This is a genomic window from Pyxidicoccus sp. M6, assembly GCF_055568925.1.
On record NZ_CM145714.1, the window covers coordinates 7,577,784 to 7,597,691 of the forward strand.

Here is a 19,908-nt window from a genome sequence, read left to right on the forward strand (position 1 = left end):
TGTCGCCCCTTCCCTCTGACACCCGCGTCCGACCCGTATGCCCCGTTCCCTCCGACTCGGAGTCCTCACCGGTGGTGGCGACTGTCCCGGGCTCAACGCGCTCATCCGTGGCCTCGTGAAGCGGGGCACGCACGAGTTCGGCTACGAGTTCGTCGGCATTGAAAACGGATACATGGGGCTGGTCGAGCCGGGGCTCACCCACCCGCTCACCGAGGAGGACACGCGCGGCATCCTCCCGAAGGGCGGCACCATCCTCGGCACGTCGAACAAGGCCAACCCCTTCGCCTACGCCTTCCGTGAGAACGGGCACTGGGTGGAGCGGGACGTGTCCGACCAGGTGCTCCGCCGCTGCGAGGAGCTGAAGCTGGACGGGCTCGTGGCCGTCGGTGGCGACGGCACGCTTTCGATTGGCCACCGATTGGCCGCCAAGGGTCTCAACGTCGTGGGTTGCCCGAAGACCATCGACAACGACCTCTCCGGCACGGACCAGACGTTCGGCTTCGACACCGCGCGCCTCATCGTCACGGAGGCGCTGGACCGGCTGCACTCCACCGCCGAGGCGCATGACCGCGTCATGGTGGTGGAAATCATGGGCCGCCACGCCGGCTTCCTCACGCTGGACAGCGGCATCGCCGGCGGCGCGGACGTCATCCTCATCCCCGAGATTCCCTACCGGGTGGACTCCATCCTGGAGAAGCTCCGCAAGCGCGCCACGCGCCGGCGCAGCTTCTCCATCATCGCCATCTCCGAGGGCGCCTACCCCGAGGGGGGCACGTTGGCCGTGCTGGAGAAGGCCGAGGATGTCCCCGGGCGCGGCGTGGTGCGGCTGGGCGGCTCCGGCAAGGTGTGCGCGGACCTGCTCGCGAAGCACGTGGAGGCGGAGATTCGCGTCACGGTGCTGGGCCACCTGCAGCGCGGCGGCAGCCCGAGCGCCGCGGACCGGGTGCTGGCCACCCGCTACGGGTGCAAGGTGTTGGATCTCGTGCGTGACGGGCAGTGGAACCATATGGTGGCACTGCGCGCCGGGGAGATTGTCGCGGTACCGTTGAGTGAGTCGCGCAAGGAGCGCCGGGTGGACCCATCCGGGGAGCTGGTGCGTTTCGCGAAGAGCATGGGCATCAGCTTCGGGGACTGAGGGGGAGGACTGCCGCACGCCATGACGCTCGTCGGCCGCCATATCGGTCGCTATCGCATCCTCGAGCAGCTCGGCTCGGGGGGCATGAGCGTCGTGTACAAGGGGCTCGACACGGCCCTGGACCGCGAGGTCGCCGTGAAGGTGCTGCACCCGCACCTGGCCGGCAAGGACGAGTCTCGCAGGCGGCTGGCCCGCGAGGCCCGCGCGGTGGCCAAGCTGCACCACCCCAACATCCTCGAGGTGTTCGACTTCTCCTCCGCGGACGCGCAGGACGCGTTCATCGTCACCGAGTACATCCGCGGCCAGACGCTGAAGTCCTTCCTGGATGAAGGCCCCATGGACCCGCCGGAATTGGCGGCCATGGTCATCCACGAGCTGGCGGCGGCGCTCGCGCATGCGCACGAGGCCGGCGTCATCCACCGCGACCTCAAGCCGGAGAACGTCATGGTGCGCGAGGACGGCATCCTCAAGCTCATGGACTTCGGCATCGCGAAGCTGCTCGACATCGAGGAGCGGATGACGGTGACGGGCACGCTGGTGGGCTCGCCGGCCCACATGGCGCCCGAAATCATCGAGGGCCTGGAGGCCGGCCCCGAGGCGGACGTCTTCAGCGTGGGAATCATGTTCTACGCGGCGATGACGGGCCGGCTCCCCTTCAGCGCAACCAACACGACGGCCACGCTCAAGCGCATCCTCGACGGGGACTACGAGGACCCGCGCCGCCGCGTGCCCACGCTGTCGGACGAGCTGGCGGAGATCTGCGCCACGTGTCTCCAGCGCGACCCGCAGCGGCGCTACCCGGATGCGGGGAAGCTCCGGGACGCGCTCGCGGACTACCTCGCCGGGCTGGGCTTCGCGCGCGTCGGCGAGGAGCTGGTGTCCTTCTTCGCGGACCCGGCCTCGTACCGGAAGCTGGCGCGGCAGCGCATCGTCGCGTCGCTGCTGGAGCGCAGTGAGCGGCTGCTCGCGGAGAAGCGCACGCCGCGCGCGTTGGCGAGCCTCAACCAGGTGCTCGCGCTGGACGCGACGAATGCGCGCGCGCTGGCGCTGCTCAAGGGCCTGCAGCGCGCCCAGCGCATCAAGACGTGGCGCCGCCGGGGCGTGCGTGTGGGCATCGGTCTGGCCACGCTGGGTCTGCTCGGGCTGGGTGGGTGGAGGGTGCATCAAGCCGGCGCCGGTCAGCCCACGACGGTGCCGGGCACTCCGGGCACCGTGAGCGGCACGACGGCGAGCGGGACGAGCGCGCTCGTGCAGCCGGGCCTGTCGGGCTCAGCGACGTCCGGACAGCAGGGCTCGGAGGGCAGCGGGCTCTCGCGAGGCGCGGCGACGGATGAGGTGGCGCAGCCGGGCACCTCCACCGCCACGTCCAGCACTCCCGCCATGGTGCAGCCGCCTTCCGGCCCCACCGCTCCTGGCAGCACCACCACCCCGCCGCGCACCGGCCACACCGCGCCTCCGGGCGGGCTCACCCCGCGTGAGGAGTCCCCCTCCACGTCGGGCGGCACGGCCCGCGCCGGCGCCACGCGCCCCGGGGTCGCCGAGCGGGCCGCCGCGGACGACGCAGCCCGCAAGCCGCTGGTGCGCAAGGTTCCGGTGTCCATCCTCGTCCGGCCCTTCGGCACCATCCGCGTCGGAGACGGCCCCCCGAGCGCCCAGCCGCTGCAGAAGCACGACCTGGAGGTGACCCCGGGCCGGCACACCGTCACCATCTCCTGCGACTACTGCGAGGACGTGGAGGAGACCATCGACGTGAGCGCGGAGGAAGAGAACGTCTTCCACCTGCGTGCCCAGCCCAAGCCCACGCCGCTCTCGGTCGAGTTCGAGCCGGGCGACGCCATCGTGCGCGTGGGCGAGGAGCAGCGCACCGCGCAGGAGTGCCTCCAGAAGCCCTTCATCGTCCGCTCGCCGCGAGGCCCCGCCGGCTTCCAGCACACCGTCGTGGTGGAGATCTCCCGCCCCGGCTACGCGCCGGAGCGCCGGGTGATCCACCTGCGGCCCGGCGAGCCCTTCACCCTGAAAGGGAGCCTCCGCCAAGAATGAGCCGCGGACGCTTCCTCCTCCTGCTGTGGCTGCTGGCCCTGGCGGCTCCCACCGCCTTTGCCCAGGGCTCCGCCCAGAGCTCCGGAGACCCGGAGGTGGACGCCCTGCGCGCCAGCTTCGAGTACGGCAAGTACGCCGAGGTGTTGGACCGCGCCGGCGCCCGCATCGACCGCGGCGGGCTGGGCGAGGACGACCTCATCGAGCTGCACAAGCTGGCGGGCCTCGCGGCCTTCAACCTCGGCCGCAACGAGGACGCCACGCGCCACCTGCGCGCCCTGCTGCGCCTGGACCCGGACTACGGCCTGGACCCGTTCGTCGTCCCGCCCCCGGCGGTGGCCTTCCTGGACGCGCTCAAGGAGGAGATGTCCAGCGAGCTGGAGTTCCTCCGCCAGGAGCGGCGCCTGCGCCAGGAGCGCGAGAAGACCGAGGCCGAGCGCCGCGAGCGCGAGCGCGTGGAGGCCGAGGTGCAGCGCCGCCGCGCCGAGGAGCTGGCCAGCCAGGTCACCGTGCGCACCGTCGAGAAGCGCAACTTCCTGGTCAACTTCGTCCCCTTCGGCGCCGGCCAGTTCCAGCAGGGCCGCAACAGCCTCGGCATCGTCTTCGCCGCCACCGAGGGCGCGCTCGCGGTGACGAGCATCATCTCCTTCTTCGCGTACGAGTCGCTCTTCGAGGAGCAGGTCATCGACCTCGACAACGTGCTCGACCCGGACGGCAAGGCCTCCATCCGCGTCCGCTACATCCCCACCAACCGGAGCCGCCAGCGCGACACGTGGCAGCTCCTCAAGCTGTCTTCGGCCGCGGGCTTCTACACCATCTACGCGCTGGGCGTGGTGGACGCGCTGTACCACCACGAGGACCAGGTCACCCGCACCACGGTGGAGCCCCGCAATGAAACGCCCATGCCCGCGCCGAAGAGCCTGCCCACGCCGCCGCGCGTGGAGGCGCCCGCACCGCCGCCCCGCTTGAGCATCTACTCCACCTCCGGCGGACTCGGCGCCGGCCTCACCCTCTTCTTCTGAGCCCACTCCCAGGTACGCGAACCCATGGCCAGCCTCACCGTCCGCTCTCCTGATGGCAAGGTCCGCTCGGTCTCCCTGCACAAGCGCATCACCAGCATCGGCCGGGGCCCGGACAACGACGTGCAGCTCGAGGACCCGGGCGTTCCCGACAGCGCCCTGCACGTAACGTTCGATGGCAGCCGCTACGAGGTGGGCAGCCTCGGCGCCACGTTCCAGGTCAACGGCAAGAAGCGCGACGCGCACGCCCTGGCCACCGGCGACGTGGTCCGCGTGGGCAGCACCGAGCTGACCTTCGCCCGCGAGGACGCGCCCCGCGCGCCGCCTCCGTCCCCCACCCCGCCGCGCGAGGTGAGCCGCACCTCCACCTCTGACTCGCACACCTCGGAGCTGCCCGGCGTGCCCGGCCGCGAGCTGGTCCTGCTGCGCCGCCTCACCGCTTTCAGCGAGCGGCTGCTCGGGCTCTACGACGTGGACCGCATCCTGGAGGGCCTCATGGACGAGGCCATCGAGGTGACGCGCGCCGACAAGGGCTTCCTCATCCTCATGGAGAGCGGAGACCCCCGCGTGAAGGTGGCCCGCAACGTGGCGCGGGAGAACATCGAGGACGCGGTGGAGAAGCTGTCGGACTCCATCATCGCCAAGGTGGTGAAGGACCAGAAGCCGCTCATCGTCGCGGACGCGGTGGACGCTCCCGAGTTCAAGGCCAGCGAGTCCGTCGTCAACCTGCGCGTGCACTCCGTCATGTGCGTGCCGCTCATGCACAAGGGCGACCTCTTCGGCGTCATCTACGTGGGCAACGACAGGCTCGTGAATCGCTTCGAGCCGAAGAGCGCGGACATGCTCACCATCTTCGCGGCGCAGGCGTCGCTGGTGCTGCAGAACGCGATGCTGGTGAACGACCTCAAGCTGGACAACACCGAGCTGCGCCGGAAGCTGGAAGACCAGCGCTACGGCGACATCGTCGGCGCGTGTCAGGGCATGCGCGACGTGTACAAGCGCATCGACAAGATTGCGCCCACGGACATCTCGGTGCTGATTACCGGCGAGACGGGCACCGGCAAGGAGCTCATCGCCCGTGAAATCCACCGCCGCTCGCCGCGCACCAAGGGCCCCTTCATCACCATCAACTGCGGCGCCATTCCGGAGAACCTCCTGGAGAGCGAGCTGTTCGGCCACGTGAAGGGCGCCTTCACCGGCGCGGTGGCCACCAAGGCGGGCAAGTTCCAGGCGGCCATCGGCGGCACCCTCTTCCTGGACGAGATTGGCGAGATGCCGCAGCAGCTCCAGGTGAAGCTGCTGCGCGCCCTCCAAGAGAAGATTGTCTACAAGGTCGGCGACAACCGCGGCGAGCCGGTGGACATCCGCGTGGTGGCGGCCACGAACAAGGTTCTCGAGGACGAGGTGAAGAAGAACACCTTCCGCGAGGACCTCTACTACCGGCTCAACGTCGTCACCCTGAAGCTGCCGCCCCTGCGCGAGCGCGGCGAGGACGTGGTGGTGCTGGGCAAGTTCTTCCTCCAGAAGTACGCGCGCGAGTTCAACTCCAAGGCCCGGGGCTTCACCCCGTCCGCCGCGGTGTCCATGCGCAAGTACGGCTGGCCCGGCAACATCCGCGAGCTGGAGAACCGGCTGAAGAAGGCGGTGGTGCTCGCGGACAAGCCGCTGCTCGGGCCGGACGATTTGGACCTCAAGCCGGAGAACCTGGAGCCCATCATGCCGCTGCTCCAGGCCAAGGAAGAGTTCCAGAAGCGTTACATCAACGAGGTGCTGGCCCGGAACAACGGCAACCGCACCAAGACGGCCAAGGATTTGGGCGTGGACCCGCGCACCATCTTCCGCCACCTGGAGAAGCTGGAGGCGGAGAAGTCGGGCCGGCCCCTTCCGCCCGAGGAGGGCGAGGAGCTGCTCTAGTGCCTCGAGAGCGGCCCGGACGGACGATGGAACGCACGATGCGGCGACAAATCTGGGCGGGGCTGCTGATGGCCACGGCGTGGGCCTCGACGGGGTGCCTCATTCCCCAGGACGACACCCAGCTCGAGAGCATCCCCGAGTTCATGAACCGGCCGCCGCGCATCATCGAGAGCCTGGTGACGCCGCAGTCGCGCATCATCTCCAACTTCGGCGCGGGCCAGTGCGACCTCACGTTCGAGGTCGTCGTGGAGGACCCGGACGTGGATGACCCCATCTACGTGAACTGGTTCGTGGACTACAACCCGCAGGACCCGAGCCAGGCCTACCGCCAATACAAGCTGGCCCCCACCAACGAGCCGCGGCGGGCGGACCGGGGCACGCTGCTCATCAGCCTCGCCTCCGCCAACAACCCGCTGGGCACGCCGGGTCCCCACCTGGTGGAGGCCCTCGTCAGCGACACCGCGCTGGCGGACCGGGTGCCCGAATCGCAGCCGGTGCAACTCCCGGACGGCACCACCCTCCAGAACCCGGGGTTCGTCACCACGTACGCCTGGGTGGTGAACACGGTGCAGGGGGACTGCCGGTGACACGCCGTGGCGCGGGGCTCGCGCTGCTGGCGGTGCTCGCGGGTGCCGGATGCGCGCTGCTGGACGAGGAGCCGGACCCCAGCCAGCTCGTGTGCAGCTCGGATGCCGAGTGCGGAAGGAACGAAATCTGCTTCCCCGACGGATGCGGAGACCCGGGCCGCGACATCGTCGTGGAGGTGGTACCCAACCCGCAGAAGCGCAGCCACGCCCAGGACTTCCGCGTGGACAACCTGCGGCCGGAGCAGGACCTGACGCTGTTCGAGCCCGCGGCCGTGGCGGGCCGGGTGATGCGCGCCACCACCCTCCCCTCGGCGGACGGAGGCGTCGTCCTGCGCAACTACAACGAGGTCCTCCACCTGCGCGCCACCGGAGAGAGCCTCCTGTTGCCCGGCATCACCCGGCAGTACGACGCCACGCTGGTGCCCCTCAACGGCGCATGGAGGCTGCCGGTGGGCTCGGGCGACTACACCGTGACGTTGTCGCCGGAGGACCTGGAGGTGCCCCCCGTCAGCGGCACGAGCCGCGTGGAGCCCGGCGCCTCGGTACCGCTGGAGTGGGTGCTGCCCGCCGCCGACACGCTGGTGCGGCTGAGCGGCAAGGTGGAGCGCCAGGACGGCGTGCTGGTGGACGCGCCGCTCGAAATCCAGGCGTTGGACCTGGACCTGACGGCGCTGTCCCAGCGCGTGCCGGTGACGCGGGGCACGGGAGCGTTCACCGTCGTCATGTCTGGCGAGGCGGCGCAGCGCTCCGCCGTGCTGCTGCGGGTGACGGCCGGCGGCGAGTCACCGTGGGTGCCCCAGAAGACCTTCACCGTGGACCCGCGCGCGCCGCTCGCCGCGCCGCTGGCCCTGGGCGACTACGGCACGCCGGTGCGCGTGACGGGCCGAGTGGTGGGCCTGGACGGGCGCCCGGTGTCGGGGGCCACGGTGTCGCTCCGGGGCGAGGTGGGCGGAGGCGGAACGTTCCAGGGCCCGCTGGCCACCACCGGCGCGGAGGGGCGCTTCGCGGCGGACACGCTGCCGTCCGCGCCGGGCGGGACGCTGTCGCTGGTGGTGGTGCCGCCGCCCGGCAGCACCTCGGGCCTGACGGTGGTGCCGGTGGAGGTGCCGCGCACCGGCGTCGCGCTGACGGACGTGCTCTGCCCGGACCGCCGCGTCGTGCGGGGCACGCTGCTGCTGCCGGACAACGCCACCGCCGCGCCAGGCGTGCGCGTGCTGGCCGAGCCCATCGGTCAGGTGCCGGGCTGGCCGCGCCCGCCCGCGGGCGGCGAGGCGCTGGGCACCACGGACGACACGGGCACCTTCCGGCTGCGGTTGGACCCGGCCGTGTACCGCGTGGACTTCGTGCCCACGGAGAACCTGCCGCGCCTCAGCCGCACCGTCACCGTGCTGCCCGGAGAGGACTCCACGGAGCAGGTGCTGGCCACCCTCCCACTGCAGCGCGGGCGCACCGTGAGCGGCCAGGTGACGGAGGTCACGGACGCGGGCACCACACAGGGCGCGCCCTATGCCTCCATCCGCTTCTACCGGGTGGTGACGGTGGAGGGGCAGCCCTCCTCGGTGCTGCTGACACAGGCGGTGTCGGACCAGCAGGGCCGCTACACGGCGCTGATACCGGTGCGGTGAGAAGCGCTCACGGCAGCTTGCCGGCGCCCGGATCCTTGCGCGCGGTGGCGAAGGCGGCGTGCAGCGCGTCCACCACGCCGCCCACCTCGCCCGCGTACTGCACCGCGTGGATGGTGTAGAGGTCCTGCACGCCCTCCAGGCGGCGGAACACCGCGCGCAGGGCCTGCCTGTCCCGCGAGTCGAGCCCGCACATGGACTCGCGCAGGCGCAGCCGCTCCAGCCAGCCGGTGCGGAAGGCCATCCACTGCTGGTCCACCTTGCTGGCCGGAGACACGCGCACCAGCTTCTCGCGCTCGGACTCCAGCTCCGCCCACAGCGCCTGCGCGCCGTCCAGGCACTCGCGGAAGGTGAGCAACTGGGGCGCGGGAGGAAGCTTCTCCGGCGTCATGGCCGCCACCGAGCGGCTCACGTTCCAGATGATCCACAGCGAGAAGACGCTGGAGAGCGCGATGTGCACGCCGTACGCAGCACCGCGGAAGCGGCGGTAGCGAGGGTCTTTCCGGGGGTCGGGAACGGACACGGGGCCCAGGTCTTACGACCGTGGACCCCGTGTGGCAACGCTTCCGTGTCACCGCACCGTCATCCGGTGGGCGGTTGTGGGCCCCTGCTGGCGGCTCAGGGGCCCGGCTGCCCGGGCTACTGGCCGGCGGGCGTGGCCACCGGCGGGGTGGCGGGCGCGGCGGCCGGAGCGGCGGCGGGCGCACCCGGCGCGGCCTCGGAGGGGCCACCCATGGCGCGCTTCACGGTGGCGATGCGGCCGCGGAACTGCGGCTGGTACTGGCTGTTGGGGTAGGCACCGGCGGCGTCACGCGCCGTCTCCAGCGCCTTCTCCATCTGACCGACCTCCTGGTACGACTGGGCCAGGAGCAGCATGGCGTAGTCGCGCGTCTTGGACGACTTGTCGCCCTCGACGAAGCGGGCCAGCATCGGCACCGCCTTGTCGTGCTGCTTCGTGTTGTTGTAGGCCGTGCCGAGGAAGAAGGACGCGTCCAGCGCCTGCTCCTGCGGCGGGTTCATGGCCAGGAAGCGCTCCATCTCCGAGATGACGCCGGCCATGTCGTTCTTGCGGAAGGCAATCTTCCCGCGCTCGAAGGCGGCGTCGCCCGTCTCGCGGCGCAGCATGGTGGCGCGGTCATTGAGGGCCTGGCGCTCCAGCGAGGACAGGCGCGAGGTGTCCAGCTTCACCAGCGCGTCGATGCCCTTGAGGCGCTCGTCGCCGGGGAGCGTGGTCATCATCTTGTAGACCTCGCCCGCGGCGCGCTGGGCCGTCTGGTGCGCGGCCACGTCCGTGCGCTGCTTCTCCATCTGCGTGGACAGGTCGGCGACCATCTTCTCCAGCCGCTCGCGCTCGCTGTTGGCGCTGGAGCTGCGCGCGCCGGTAATCATCAGCGCGGCACCCACGGCGATGACGGCGAAGAGGACGTACGCCGCCGCGGACGAAATCCACTGGCGCTTCTGGAAGTCCTCGTGGCGCTTGCCCACCGCCTTCACCTCCGCATGGAGGTTCTTCAGCAGGTTGTCGCTCTTGATGACGAGGTTTCGGGCCTCGACGATTTCGCGGCGGAGGTCCGCCAGCTCCTTCTCCACATCGGTCTTCGGCTGCTCTGGCATGGACATCTTCCTGGGCGCGGAAACGACTTCGGCCGACTCACGCATCGTAAGGAGTTCTCCGGGGCGTATGGCGATATAAATTCCGGAGCGGAACAGCCCCGCGCGGCCGTTCCATTTCCGGAAAGCAGACAGACGGGCCCCGCCCGCCTGCCTCCCCTACAGTCCGCCCGGCAGGGGCCGCGTCGGCTCCGACGGGAAGCTGTACGTCACGCCCACGGAGAGCCAATTGCCTCCGTTGCTGAAGCTGCCCACGCGCTCGCCCTTGTCGTTGGGGAGGCCCACGGGGCCTCGGAGGAAGGCGAGCCGGTACTCGGCCGTGATGCCCCAGCGAGGCGACAGGCGCAGCGTGGCTCCCAGGGAGCCCATCCATATCTGGGCGGTGCTCTCCTGCACCGCCTCCCCCGGGCGCTTCGAGGAGGCGAGCGCGGGGCCGGTGAGGATGCCCGCGAAGGGCACGAGCCCGTTCGGCCCCACCTCGGGCAGCACCGTCTGGAAGCGCAGGCCCAGGGCGGCGCCGTAGCACAGGGTGTCGATGTGCTGCTCGCCGTCAGACGAGTTGAGGTAGAGCCGCCCGCCCGTGGCGAACAGGTCGATGCCAATCTCCACCAGGTCGGTGATGGCGTAGGCGAAGGAGCCCACCGCCAGCGGCCCACCCGAGACCTCGCGGGCCCGTGGCAGCTGCGGGTCCTGGGGAAAGCCCTGCTGGCCGTACCAGGCCTTGTAGAACGTTTCGTTGGACGTGTAGCGGTAGCCGGCCTGGATGGAGATGCGCCCCACCCCGTTCAGCGACGTGGAGACTTCTTCGTCCTCGGGCGACTCGGGCTCGGGGTCCTGGGCGAAGGCGGGAGCGGCGAGGAGCAGGGCGAACGGCGGAAGGAGGCGGCGGAGCATCAATGGGACTCTGGGGGGCGCAGCGCGATTTCGAGGAACGTCGTCTGCTTGCGGCGCAGCGACGCGAGCAGGCAGCGCACGACGCAGAGCGCGCCGAACTCGCGGAGCACGACGCCCAGGTTGGCCACCACGTCCCGCAGGGTGATCACACCGCGCATGTGCCCGCTCCTGTGCGTTGCCGTGGGTGTCCGTCGCGTACGTCCTTGCAGAATCCGCCCGGTGCTACAGGCGTGTGGCGCACCGTAGCAGGGGCCTCCCACGCGTCAATTTTCCGGACGGCGCAAGCACCCGGTGTCACAGGGGTTTCCGGCGCATGTGCTCACCGGGCGCGGCGCTCCAACTCCAGCAGCGGCATCTCCAGCACCACCACCGTGCCGTGGATGCAGGTGGGGTGGAAGTCCGCGCGGTCCAATTCGCCCAGCAGCGCACGGAGCTGCGCATCGGTGAGCGGCGTGGCGCTGGCGCGGCGCGCGGCGTGGCACGCCATCACCCGTACCGCCTCCGCGAGGGACACCACGTCCAGCGTCGCGCCCTTGGGCGGCAGCGCGCGGGCCAGCGCCTCCAGCAGCGAGCGCGCGTCCACGCCCTCCAGTCCCGGCGGCGCAGTCTTCAGCGCCACCGTGGTGCCGCCGAAGGGCTCCACGTCGAAGCCCAGCTTCGACAGCGCCTCGCGCCCCTCCACCAGCGCCTTCGCGGCCGGCAGCGGCAGCTCCAGCGTGGTGCCGAACAGCGACGGCGCCGGGGGCGGCTTCTCGTCCTCCAGCGCGCGCAGGTAGCCGTTGAGGCGCGCGCGCTCCAGCGCGGCGTGCGGATCCAACACCACCAGCGTGCCGCCCGGGCCCTCGCAGACGTGGAAGCGTCCGCCCAGCAGGCCCATGGGCTTGAGCGCCGCGAAGTAGCCCGGCGGCGGGGCCTCGTTGAGCTGGGGCTGGGCCTGACCGAAGGCGGGCGCCTGCCCTGCCCCGGGTGCGAACGGCAGCGCGCCCGGAGGACGAGCCACCGTGGGTAGCGGCCCCAGCGGCGCGCGAGGCGGCGTGGACGGAGCTCCGGGCGCGTCCATGGCGGTGGGCAGCGGCGCGCCCCATGTCGCCTCCTGGGCGCGGGTGAGGAAGCGCTCCACGGCGAGCGCGTAGTGCGCGGCCTCGCGAGGCTGGGCCGCCTGCTGGGCATTGGCGTCCGCCGCGGCGCCCAACCATGGAGCGGCGCGCAGCATGCGGCTGAGCGCGGCGATGATGGCCTCCTGCACGCCGCGCGCGTCCGCGAAGCGCACCTCCAGCTTCTGCGGGTGCACGTTGACGTCCACCGCCGCCGGGTCCACGTCGATGTGGAGCACCACCACCGGCTGCCGGCCCGCCGCGAGGAAGTCCTGGTACGCGCGCTGGATGGTGCCGATGAGGCCCCTGTCCCGCACGTAGCGCCGGTTGACGTACGTGTAGAGGCCGCGCGCGTTGTTGAAGGTGAATTCAGGTGACGCGGCGTAGCCGGTGACGGAGACGCCCAGCCGCCGCTCCTCCACGGGGAACAGGTGCGGGTGCGCGGTGGGCCCCAGCGCCGCTGCGATGCGCTCGCGCGGGTCGTCCGGACAGGCCGCGCTGGAGAAGAGCGTGCCGCCCTCGTGCTTGGCGAAGAAGCCCACCTCCGGGTACGCCAGCGCCAGGCGCACCACGGCCTCCTCCGCATGCTTCAGCTCGGTGTCACCGCGGCGCAGGAACTTTCTTCTCGCGGGCACGTTGAAGAAGAGGTCCTCCACGGTGATGACGGTGCCGGTGCGCGGCGGAGCGTCCTCCACCACCGGCGGCGCCCCTCCCTCCACCGTCACGCGGGTGCCGACCTCCGCGCCCACCTCGGCGGTGTGGAGTGTGAAGCGGGAGACGGAAGCAATGGCCGGAATGGCCTCGCCCCGGAAGCCCATGGAGTGGATGTGGAAGAGGTCGTCCAGCTCGCGCAGCTTGCTGGTGGCATGCCGCTCCAGACAGCCGATGGCGTCCTGGCGGCCCATGCCGTGCCCGTCGTCGGAGACGATGATGCGGTCCACGCCGCCGCCCTCCAGCTCGACGCGGATGGTGCTCGCCTCCGCGTCGATGGAGTTCTCCACCAGCTCCTTCACCACGGAGGCGGGACGCTCCACCACCTCGCCGGCGGCAATCTTGTTGATGAGGACGTCACTGAGACGGGCGATGCGAGCCATGGCTTTCGTTCACCCTCCGCCACCCAGACGACGTTGTAAAGCGCGGCGACACCGTCAATGGCTGACATTCCCGAGCGTCTGGGCTAACACCCGCCACCGCGAATGGACGTGTCACGACCAGGCAAGGGGCGGCTGCGCGTCGCAGTGACTGGCGCGAGCGGAGACTACGGGAAGCTGCTGCTGCATCGGCTGGAGCGCGATCCGGAGGTGGAGAGCATCCTCGTATTGGACGTGGCACGTCCCGAGGGTGACAAGGTGGAGTACCACCGCGTGGACCTCACCCGGTACGACGCGGAGGGCGAGCTGACCGACGCGCTCACCGACCGCCCCGTGGACGCGCTCTACCATCTGGCGTTCCTCTTCGGGCCCATCCGCAACGGCTCGCTGGCGCACGAGCTGGAAGTCATCGGCACGATGAACGTGCTGACCGCGGCGGGGCGCGCGCGGATACCGCGGCTCATCGTCCCGTCGGTGACGGCCGTGTACGGGGCGCGCGGAAACAACCCGGCGCTGATGCGTGAGGACTCGCCGCTGCAGGGGTGCCCGGGCAGCCGCTTCGTCACCGACAAGGTGGAGGTGGAGGGCCAGGTGCGCGCCTTCCGCGAGCGCCACCCGGACATGCGCGTGCTGGTGCTGCGCTTCGCGCCGGTGCTCGGTCCCTCGGTGGACAACCCCGCGACGCGCCTGCTCCAGCGCGGCGTGGTGCCGACGTTGCTCGGGTATGACCCGCTCTGGCAGGCCCTGCACGAAGAGGACGCGTCGCGCGCGCTGCACCTCGCGCTGCGCGCGGAGACGTCCGGCGAGTTCAACATCGTGGGCCGGGGCGTGCTGCCGCTGTCCGGGCTCATCCACCAGGCGGGTGCCCGCCCGCTCCCCCTGCCAGGGCCGCTGTTCCGGGCCGCGCTGCGCACACTGGACGTCGTGGGGGCCGACACGTTGCCCATCGCCCTGCTCGACTACATCCATTACTCGTGGGTCGCGGACGGCGAGCGCGCCGAGTCCGCACTCGGCTTCATCCCCTACCACCACGTCAGGGACGCCGCTGCGGCGCTGAGGAGGAGCTAGTCATGGCCAAGGGAGTCCTCGGAAACGACCCCTTCCAGCGCGGCGCCGCATCCCGCGCGGGCGACGGTGCGAAGGAGACCCCGGACGCGGAGGAGAAGTCCGCGCGCAAGGGCACCGCGAAGAAGGCTCCCGCCGCGAAGACGCCCGCGCGTGGGAAGGCGGGAGCGAAGACGGCGTCCGCGAAGACGCCAGCGTCGAAGGCACCGGCGGCGAACGCGGGTGGTGGCGCGACGGCCTCCGCTCCGAAGGCATCCGCCCACGCGGGAGGCGGCGCGGCTTCCCCGAAGGCATCCACTTCGCGGCACACCGCGAAGCAGCCAGAGGAGGCAAAGGCCGGGAGTGCCAGGGCCGCGAAGTCCGGGGGCTCCGCGGGCAGGGGCCCGAAGGAGTCCGGCGGCACGCAGCGCGCGGCCGCGAGCACCGACACGCGGGAGCGGCAGCGGACCTCGGGTGAGCCCACCCACGCCGCGCCCGTGGACGAGGACGCGGGGATGCCGCTGCGCGAGCCCGCCGCGCCCGTCACTCCGCGCAGGCCGCCTCCGCCTCGCAAGCCGGTGATGGCGGACGAGGTGGGCACACGCACGGAGCGGCAGCGCGAGGTGGACCACGCGCTCGCGGAGGCGCTCGCCGCCGAGGTGGCCGAGGCCACGGCGAAGGTCGCGGTGGACGAGGCGCTGGAGCGCCGGCCCGGTCAGGAGCAGGACGTGGACCGGCTGATTGCCACCGAGCTCGCCACCGAGCTGGCCGAGGCCGCGGTGGAGCAGGTGCTCGACCACAGCCCGCCCTCGCAGCGTCCGGAGCGTGAGCGCGAGCTCGCCGCCGCCGTGGCCGCGCAGGTCGCCGAGGCCGCCGCCGAGGTCGCCGTGGCCGAGGTCCTCGACCGCCACGCCGGCACGCAGCCGCCGCCCACCTTCACCCCTGACGACGAGGCGGAGCTGGAAGAGCGCGCCGCCAACGCCGAGGAGGCCGAGGACGGCACGGGCTACGACCTCGAGGCCGAGGCCGAGGGAGGCTTCGGTCCCGGAGAGGAAGACGAGGAGGCCGAGGACGAGGACGAGGGGTCCACCTTCGACACGTCCGGGCTGGAGCTGTCCGTGACGCTCTCGGTGCAGAACCCCGAGGAGCGCGACGCCTCGACGCTGGAGCCGGAAGTCGAGGTGCCGGATGCCACGCGCGACGAGCTGCCCCTCGGCCGCCGGAATCCGCCGCTGACGCTGGTGCCTCCCGCCGGCTCCGAGAGCGGCCCTCGCGAGCCGTTCTTCACGGAGCAGGTCCGCGAGCCCGAGGGCCCGCGTCCCCTCGCGCAGCGCGCGGCCGGGATGCTGGCGCTCGCCCGGGACATCGCCGGTCAGGCGCTGGCGAGCCAGGGGCTCGGCCGGGCGATGGGCGCGGTGAATGGCCTGATGGACGCGCTGCGCGCCGGGCTGGGCACGGGCGGCGGCGCCGCCATCGACGAGTACGGCAAGGACCCGTCGCTGGTGGAGCGGCTGGACCCGGTGCTGGAGTTCCTCTACTCGCAATACTGGCGCGTGTCGGTGACGGGCGTGGACCAGGTGCCGCAGGGCGCGGCCATCCTGGTGGCCAACCACTCGGGCGCCCTGCCCTACGACGGGCTCGTCATGTCGCTGGCCATCTCCCGCGAGCGTCCCGACCTGCGCGAGCCGCGGTGGCTGGTGGAGGACCAGGTCTTCCACGCGCCGGTGCTGGGCACGCTCTTCAACCGCCTCGGCGCGGTGCGGGCCTGCCCGGAGAACGCGCTGCGGCTGCTCGACGAGCACCGTCCGCTGGTGGTCTTCCCCGAGGGCTATCAGGCGCTCAGCAAGCCCTTCGCGGAGCGCTACCGCCTGAAGCGCTTCGGGCGCGGCGGCTTCGTGAAGCTGGCGCTGCGCACGGGCGCGCCCATCGTCCCGGTGGCCATCGTCGGCGCGGAGGAGACGTCGCCGCTGCTGGGCCGGCTCCCCGCGTCCTTCCTCGGCCTGCCCTTCGTGCCGCTCACCCCGCTGGGCCCCCTGCCCCTGCCCGCCAAGTGGAGCATCCGCTTCGGCGAGCCGCTCGGCATGGAGGGCCTGTCGCCCGAAGCCGCGGATGACCTGGGCGAGGTGCAGCGCCTCACCGAGCGCACCCGCGAGTCCATCATGGGCATGCTCCAGTCACTGCTGCGCGAGCGACGCTCCGTCTTCGCGGGCTGAGGGCTCGCGGCCAACCGCGTGGAAGGGACTTCAGCCCACCACGCGGTTGCGGCCCGAGGTCTTCGCCTCGTACAGCCGCTCGTCCGCCGTGCGCACCAGGTCTCCGGGCTCGCGGTGCTGCGGCTCCAGCGTGGAGATGCCCACGGACACGGTGACGGGGATGTGCTGCTTGTCGAACTCGAAGCGCTGCTTCTCCACCAGCCGCCGCACCTTCTCCGCGAGCTGCCGCGTACCGCCCAGCCCGACTTCCGGCAGGAGGATGGCGAACTCCTCGCCGCCATAGCGGGCGAAGACGTCCTCGCGGCGAATCTTGGTGCGCACCGTGGACGCGAGCTGCTTCAGCACCGAGTCACCCGCGAGGTGCCCGAAGGTGTCGTTCACCTTCTTGAAGAAGTCGATGTCCAGCAGCACCAGCGACAGCACGCGCTCGTAGCGCCGGCTGCGAGACAGCTCGCGGTCCAACTGCTCGTCGAAGTAGCGGCGGTTGTAGATCTGCGTCAGGCCGTCCATCGTGGTCAGCCGGTAGATTTCATCGTGGTACGCCGCCTCGATGTTCCCGCCCGCGATGAACTTGAAGATGGTGCGGCCAATCTTCACGAGGTCGCCGTTGCGCAGGCTGCAGGTTCCCTCCACCAGCTCGTCGTTGATGAACGTGCCGTTGGTGGAGCCCAGGTCACGGATGCGCACGCCCTCGCGCGTGTTGGAGATGCCCGCGTGGTTGCGGCTCACCGACTCCTGGTCGATCTGGATGTCCGCCTTCGACGAGCGCCCGATGAGCGTCTCCTCGCGCGTGAGGTCGAACTTCCGCCCCAAATCCAGCCCGTAGATCACCACCAGCGCCGCGTCGAGGTTGACCGGCCGGTCGGAGATCTTCGAGATGACCGTGACGACCGTCTCCTTCTGCACCGTGCCTCCCGATGAGCTCAACGCTACCACCCGGTAAATCACGAAAGCGAGTCGCACACGGGAGACCGGGCGGAGCGCTCCCGAGGGTGCAGCGGCGACCTACCACGCCCTACCCCGTCAGGGGATATCCACGCCACGCACGGCGATGACGGGCGGGCGCAGGGGCCGTCCCTCGGTGTCAGCCAGCTCCGCTGTCAGTGTCACGCCGGTGCCCGAGCAGGTGGCCGGAAGCTGCAGCTCCACCTCGCCCTGCCCCTGCGACACGTCCTCATCACCGAGCAGCACGGTGCCCGCGCAGCCGGAGCCCCCTCGCAGCGACAGGCGCACATGGCCGTCCGCGCCGGTGCCGCTGCCCACCTCGAAGCCGGTGACTCGCACGCGCACGGCGCTGCCCCGGACGAGCCGCTGGCCCTCCAGCTCCGGGAACAACCACGTCACCGCAGGGCGTCCCACATCCAGCGCGGACACGGCACGCGTCAGCGCTCCCACATGCTCCAGTCCCGGGCCATCCGCCGCGGCGAGGCGCGAGGGGCCGAGCCGCTCCTGCGCCGTGAAGCCGCCCACGGTGAGCACCTCCGCCTGGAGGCGCGCGCGCGAGCCCGTGGCATCGCCCCAGAAGGTGCGGTCCGCGAAGCCGGGCGGCGGGAGGGGCACGCGAAGGCCCTCGCGCGCGGCGTCCGGGTCCGCGAGCACCGTCCAGCGGCGGCCGGCCCGGTCGGTGAAGACGACGCGCACCAGGCTGGCGCGCGCGTCCACGTCGGCGCGGAACTGCCGGCCCGCCAGCCCCTGGTACGTCGCGGGGTCGAAGTTGTAGCGGGCGTCCTCGGGGATGCCGAGGAAGCCCGCGCGCAGGTCCACGGGCCGGCTGCCCGTCGGGTCGAAGTCGAGCGCCGGCAGGTCCGCCACCAGCGTGGAGGTGGCCACGGCCGCGGCCGCGTCGTTGCGCGAGGCGCCGGAGGTGGCGGCCACCACGAGCCGGTACGGCTTTCCCTCCAGGCCACCGTGCGCGGGGGCCATGCGCACCAGCACCAGCCCGGCGTCGGACAGCCGCGCGTCCTTGTCCGTGTTGGGGTCCGCGGGTGACACGTTCGTCGCGGCGCCCAGGCCCAGCGGCACCAGGCCCCGGCCGGGCGCGGCCACCGTGGCCAGCACGTAGGCGCGGTCCAGGTACGCGTCGCGGTAGCGCGGCAGCTCCGGCACGCGCACGGCGAAGGGGAAGGCCAGCCGCACGCCGCCCTCCTCGAAGGACGCCGTCTGCGTGTACCGCACGTCCTCCAGGTCCGGCGTCCCGTTGGCGCCGACGGGCGTGGGCGCGAGGGAGAAGCGCGTGTCGCGCCACACCGTCGAGGTGAAGCGCGGCGAGCCCGGCACCATCTGCCCGAGGAGCAGCAGCGGGTCCGTCCCCGGCTCCAGCGCGTTCAGGGGCAGCTCGCGCAGGGGCAGCTCGCCCTGCAGCGCCCACGCGGCGCGGGTGCCGCACGCGCCCTCTCGCACCGCGGCTTCTGGCTCCAGCACTCCGTCCGGGGACTCGTCACAGATGCCGGCCACGCCGGGCGCGCGCACCTGCATGGCCGAGGAGCCCGCCAGCCACACCCCCGCGCCCGCGGGCAGCTTCAGTTGCCGCCGGGTGCTGCCGACGCTCACCTCCACCTCGCGCTCAGGCCCCAGCAGCGCCTCGGGAGACAGCTCCGCCGGCAGCCCCGGCACGGACAGGCCCGCCACGCCCAACCGCAGCGACTGGGCGGATGCGTCGGGCTTGCTGCCCGGGTCGAAGGTGCCGACGACGCCGCCCGCGCGGTCCAGCGGGTTGCGCCGCAGCGCCACGCGCACGTCGCGCGCAGTCGTCGCGTCGTGGCGCGCCAGCGTGAGGTAGCCGTAGTCCGGGTGGAAGACGGACAGGCCCACCTCGCCCACGGCAGCCACCCACGCGGCGCCCTGCGGGCCCGTCACCGTGCTGGCCGTCACGACGCCCGCCGCCGAGGACGCCGCCACGGTGGCCAGCGGCACAGGGCGCCCGGTGAGCTCATCCACCGCCAGCACGCGCACACCGCCGGGCGGCACCTCCGACGGCAGCACCGTGACACGGGCACGACAGGTGGCGCTGCCCACGCGCACCTCCACCGCGTCGCGCTCGTCGCCGGGCACACCGAGGACGAAGGTCGCGCTCATCCCCGTGCCCGCTCCCGTCACGGCCGGCGCGAGCGCGCGCCACGTCCCGCCCTCGCGAGGCACCACCGGTTCGCCCTCGCGCGTGCGGGCCCACACGGTGAAGACGACGGACATGCCCGGGCGGCCAACCACGACGTCCGGCGTCACCTCGCAGGCGTCAGCGCTCGACGCGGCGGGAGCTTCCACACAGGCACCATCCCGGCACACCAGCTTGTCGCTGCCACAGTCCGAATCCTTCGAGCAGACGCCCGGCAGACAGCGGTTCAAATCACACTGACATCCCAGCGGAGAGCCGTCGCACTCGGGCAGCGCGTACTCGCCGCGCCGTGCCGCGCGACAGTCATCGGGCGTGCGGCACGCGGGCGCACAGCGCGCGACAGCGGTGTCGCAGAAGAAGAAGGCCGCGCTCGGACAGTCCTGGTCCACCGCGCACGTGCGCTGCGGCGGGTTGTCCTGCGGGAAGCCCGGGTCCAGGCCCTCGTCCGACGCGCACCCCGCCAGGGCCAGCAGCAGCGCGCAGATGAGGCCTGGCAGCAGTTGGAAACGGGGGGAGGGGCTCATGCGGTGCGGCT

At 71.8% G+C, this 19,908-nt stretch carries 15 protein-coding genes; 8 read left to right on the forward strand and 7 right to left on the reverse strand.

Going from position 1 to position 19,908, the window contains the following annotated elements:
• Positions 1–37 precede the first annotated feature (37 nt).
• From ACVTJA_RS29785 to ACVTJA_RS29810, 6 genes are read left to right on the forward strand one after another with little or no spacing between them, the layout of a single operon-like run.
• Positions 38–1,135, forward strand: a complete 1,098-nt coding sequence (locus ACVTJA_RS29785) for a 6-phosphofructokinase (protein ID WP_465824777.1) — start codon at positions 38–40, stop codon at positions 1,133–1,135.
• Positions 1,136–1,156: 21 nt separating this feature from the next.
• Positions 1,157–3,175, forward strand: coding sequence for a protein kinase domain-containing protein (locus ACVTJA_RS29790; protein ID WP_465824780.1), 2,019 nt, complete (start codon positions 1,157–1,159; stop codon positions 3,173–3,175).
• Positions 3,172–4,194: a hypothetical protein gene (locus ACVTJA_RS29795; protein ID WP_465824782.1), complete on the forward strand. Its 1,023-nt coding sequence runs from the start codon at positions 3,172–3,174 to the stop codon at positions 4,192–4,194. Before ACVTJA_RS29790 ends, ACVTJA_RS29795 begins: the two co-directional genes overlap by 4 nt.
• Positions 4,195–4,218: 24 nt before the next feature.
• Positions 4,219–6,105: a sigma 54-interacting transcriptional regulator gene (locus tag ACVTJA_RS29800; RefSeq protein WP_465824785.1), complete on the forward strand. Its 1,887-nt coding sequence runs from the start codon at positions 4,219–4,221 to the stop codon at positions 6,103–6,105.
• A gap of 38 nt (positions 6,106–6,143) precedes the next feature.
• Entirely contained in the window at positions 6,144–6,692 is a 549-nt protein-coding gene (locus tag ACVTJA_RS29805; RefSeq protein WP_465824787.1) for a hypothetical protein, read from the forward strand.
• Entirely contained in the window at positions 6,689–8,317 is a 1,629-nt protein-coding gene (locus ACVTJA_RS29810) for a carboxypeptidase regulatory-like domain-containing protein (RefSeq protein ID WP_465824791.1), read from the forward strand. Before ACVTJA_RS29805 ends, ACVTJA_RS29810 begins: the two co-directional genes overlap by 4 nt.
• Before the next feature lie 7 nt (positions 8,318–8,324).
• On the opposite strand, the gene ACVTJA_RS29815 is transcribed toward ACVTJA_RS29810, so the two are convergent.
• The 5 genes from ACVTJA_RS29815 to mutL all read right to left on the reverse strand — a co-directional run bounded on the left by ACVTJA_RS29815 (position 8,325) and on the right by mutL (position 13,007).
• On the reverse strand, positions 8,325–8,837 hold the full coding sequence (locus ACVTJA_RS29815; RefSeq protein WP_465824793.1) for a hypothetical protein: 513 nt from the start codon (positions 8,835–8,837) through the stop codon (positions 8,325–8,327).
• 116 nt (positions 8,838–8,953) lie between these two features.
• Positions 8,954–9,973: a tetratricopeptide repeat protein gene (locus tag ACVTJA_RS29820; protein WP_465824795.1), complete on the reverse strand. Its 1,020-nt coding sequence runs from the start codon at positions 9,971–9,973 to the stop codon at positions 8,954–8,956.
• A gap of 111 nt (positions 9,974–10,084) precedes the next feature.
• Positions 10,085–10,819, reverse strand: a complete 735-nt coding sequence (locus tag ACVTJA_RS29825; RefSeq protein ID WP_465824798.1) for a hypothetical protein — start codon at positions 10,817–10,819, stop codon at positions 10,085–10,087.
• Positions 10,819–10,977, reverse strand: a complete 159-nt coding sequence (locus ACVTJA_RS29830) for a hypothetical protein (RefSeq protein WP_206727301.1) — start codon at positions 10,975–10,977, stop codon at positions 10,819–10,821. The genes ACVTJA_RS29825 and ACVTJA_RS29830 overlap by 1 nt, the downstream gene beginning before the upstream one ends.
• A gap of 161 nt (positions 10,978–11,138) precedes the next feature.
• On the reverse strand, positions 11,139–13,007 hold the full coding sequence (mutL, locus tag ACVTJA_RS29835) for a DNA mismatch repair endonuclease MutL (RefSeq protein ID WP_465824799.1): 1,869 nt from the start codon (positions 13,005–13,007) through the stop codon (positions 11,139–11,141).
• A gap of 102 nt (positions 13,008–13,109) precedes the next feature.
• Here mutL and ACVTJA_RS29840 point away from each other — a divergent pair, with 102 nt between their 5' ends.
• A complete protein-coding gene (locus tag ACVTJA_RS29840) occupies positions 13,110–14,072 on the forward strand; it encodes an SDR family oxidoreductase (RefSeq protein WP_465824801.1) in 963 nt (320 codons plus the stop codon).
• Between the two features lie 2 nt (positions 14,073–14,074).
• Positions 14,075–16,261, forward strand: a complete 2,187-nt coding sequence (locus ACVTJA_RS29845) for a lysophospholipid acyltransferase family protein (RefSeq protein ID WP_465824802.1) — start codon at positions 14,075–14,077, stop codon at positions 16,259–16,261.
• A gap of 30 nt (positions 16,262–16,291) precedes the next feature.
• Here ACVTJA_RS29845 and ACVTJA_RS29850 read toward each other — a convergent pair whose 3' ends face one another.
• Together ACVTJA_RS29850 and ACVTJA_RS29855 are read right to left on the reverse strand one after the other, a co-directional pair.
• The gene (locus ACVTJA_RS29850; RefSeq protein WP_465824804.1) at positions 16,292–17,167 is read right to left on the reverse strand and encodes a diguanylate cyclase; all 876 of its coding nucleotides are present in this window, start codon (positions 17,165–17,167) and stop codon (positions 16,292–16,294) included.
• A gap of 117 nt (positions 17,168–17,284) precedes the next feature.
• On the reverse strand, positions 17,285–19,897 hold the full coding sequence (locus ACVTJA_RS29855) for a carboxypeptidase regulatory-like domain-containing protein (RefSeq protein ID WP_465824806.1): 2,613 nt from the start codon (positions 19,895–19,897) through the stop codon (positions 17,285–17,287).
• Positions 19,898–19,908: the final 11 nt, after the last annotated feature.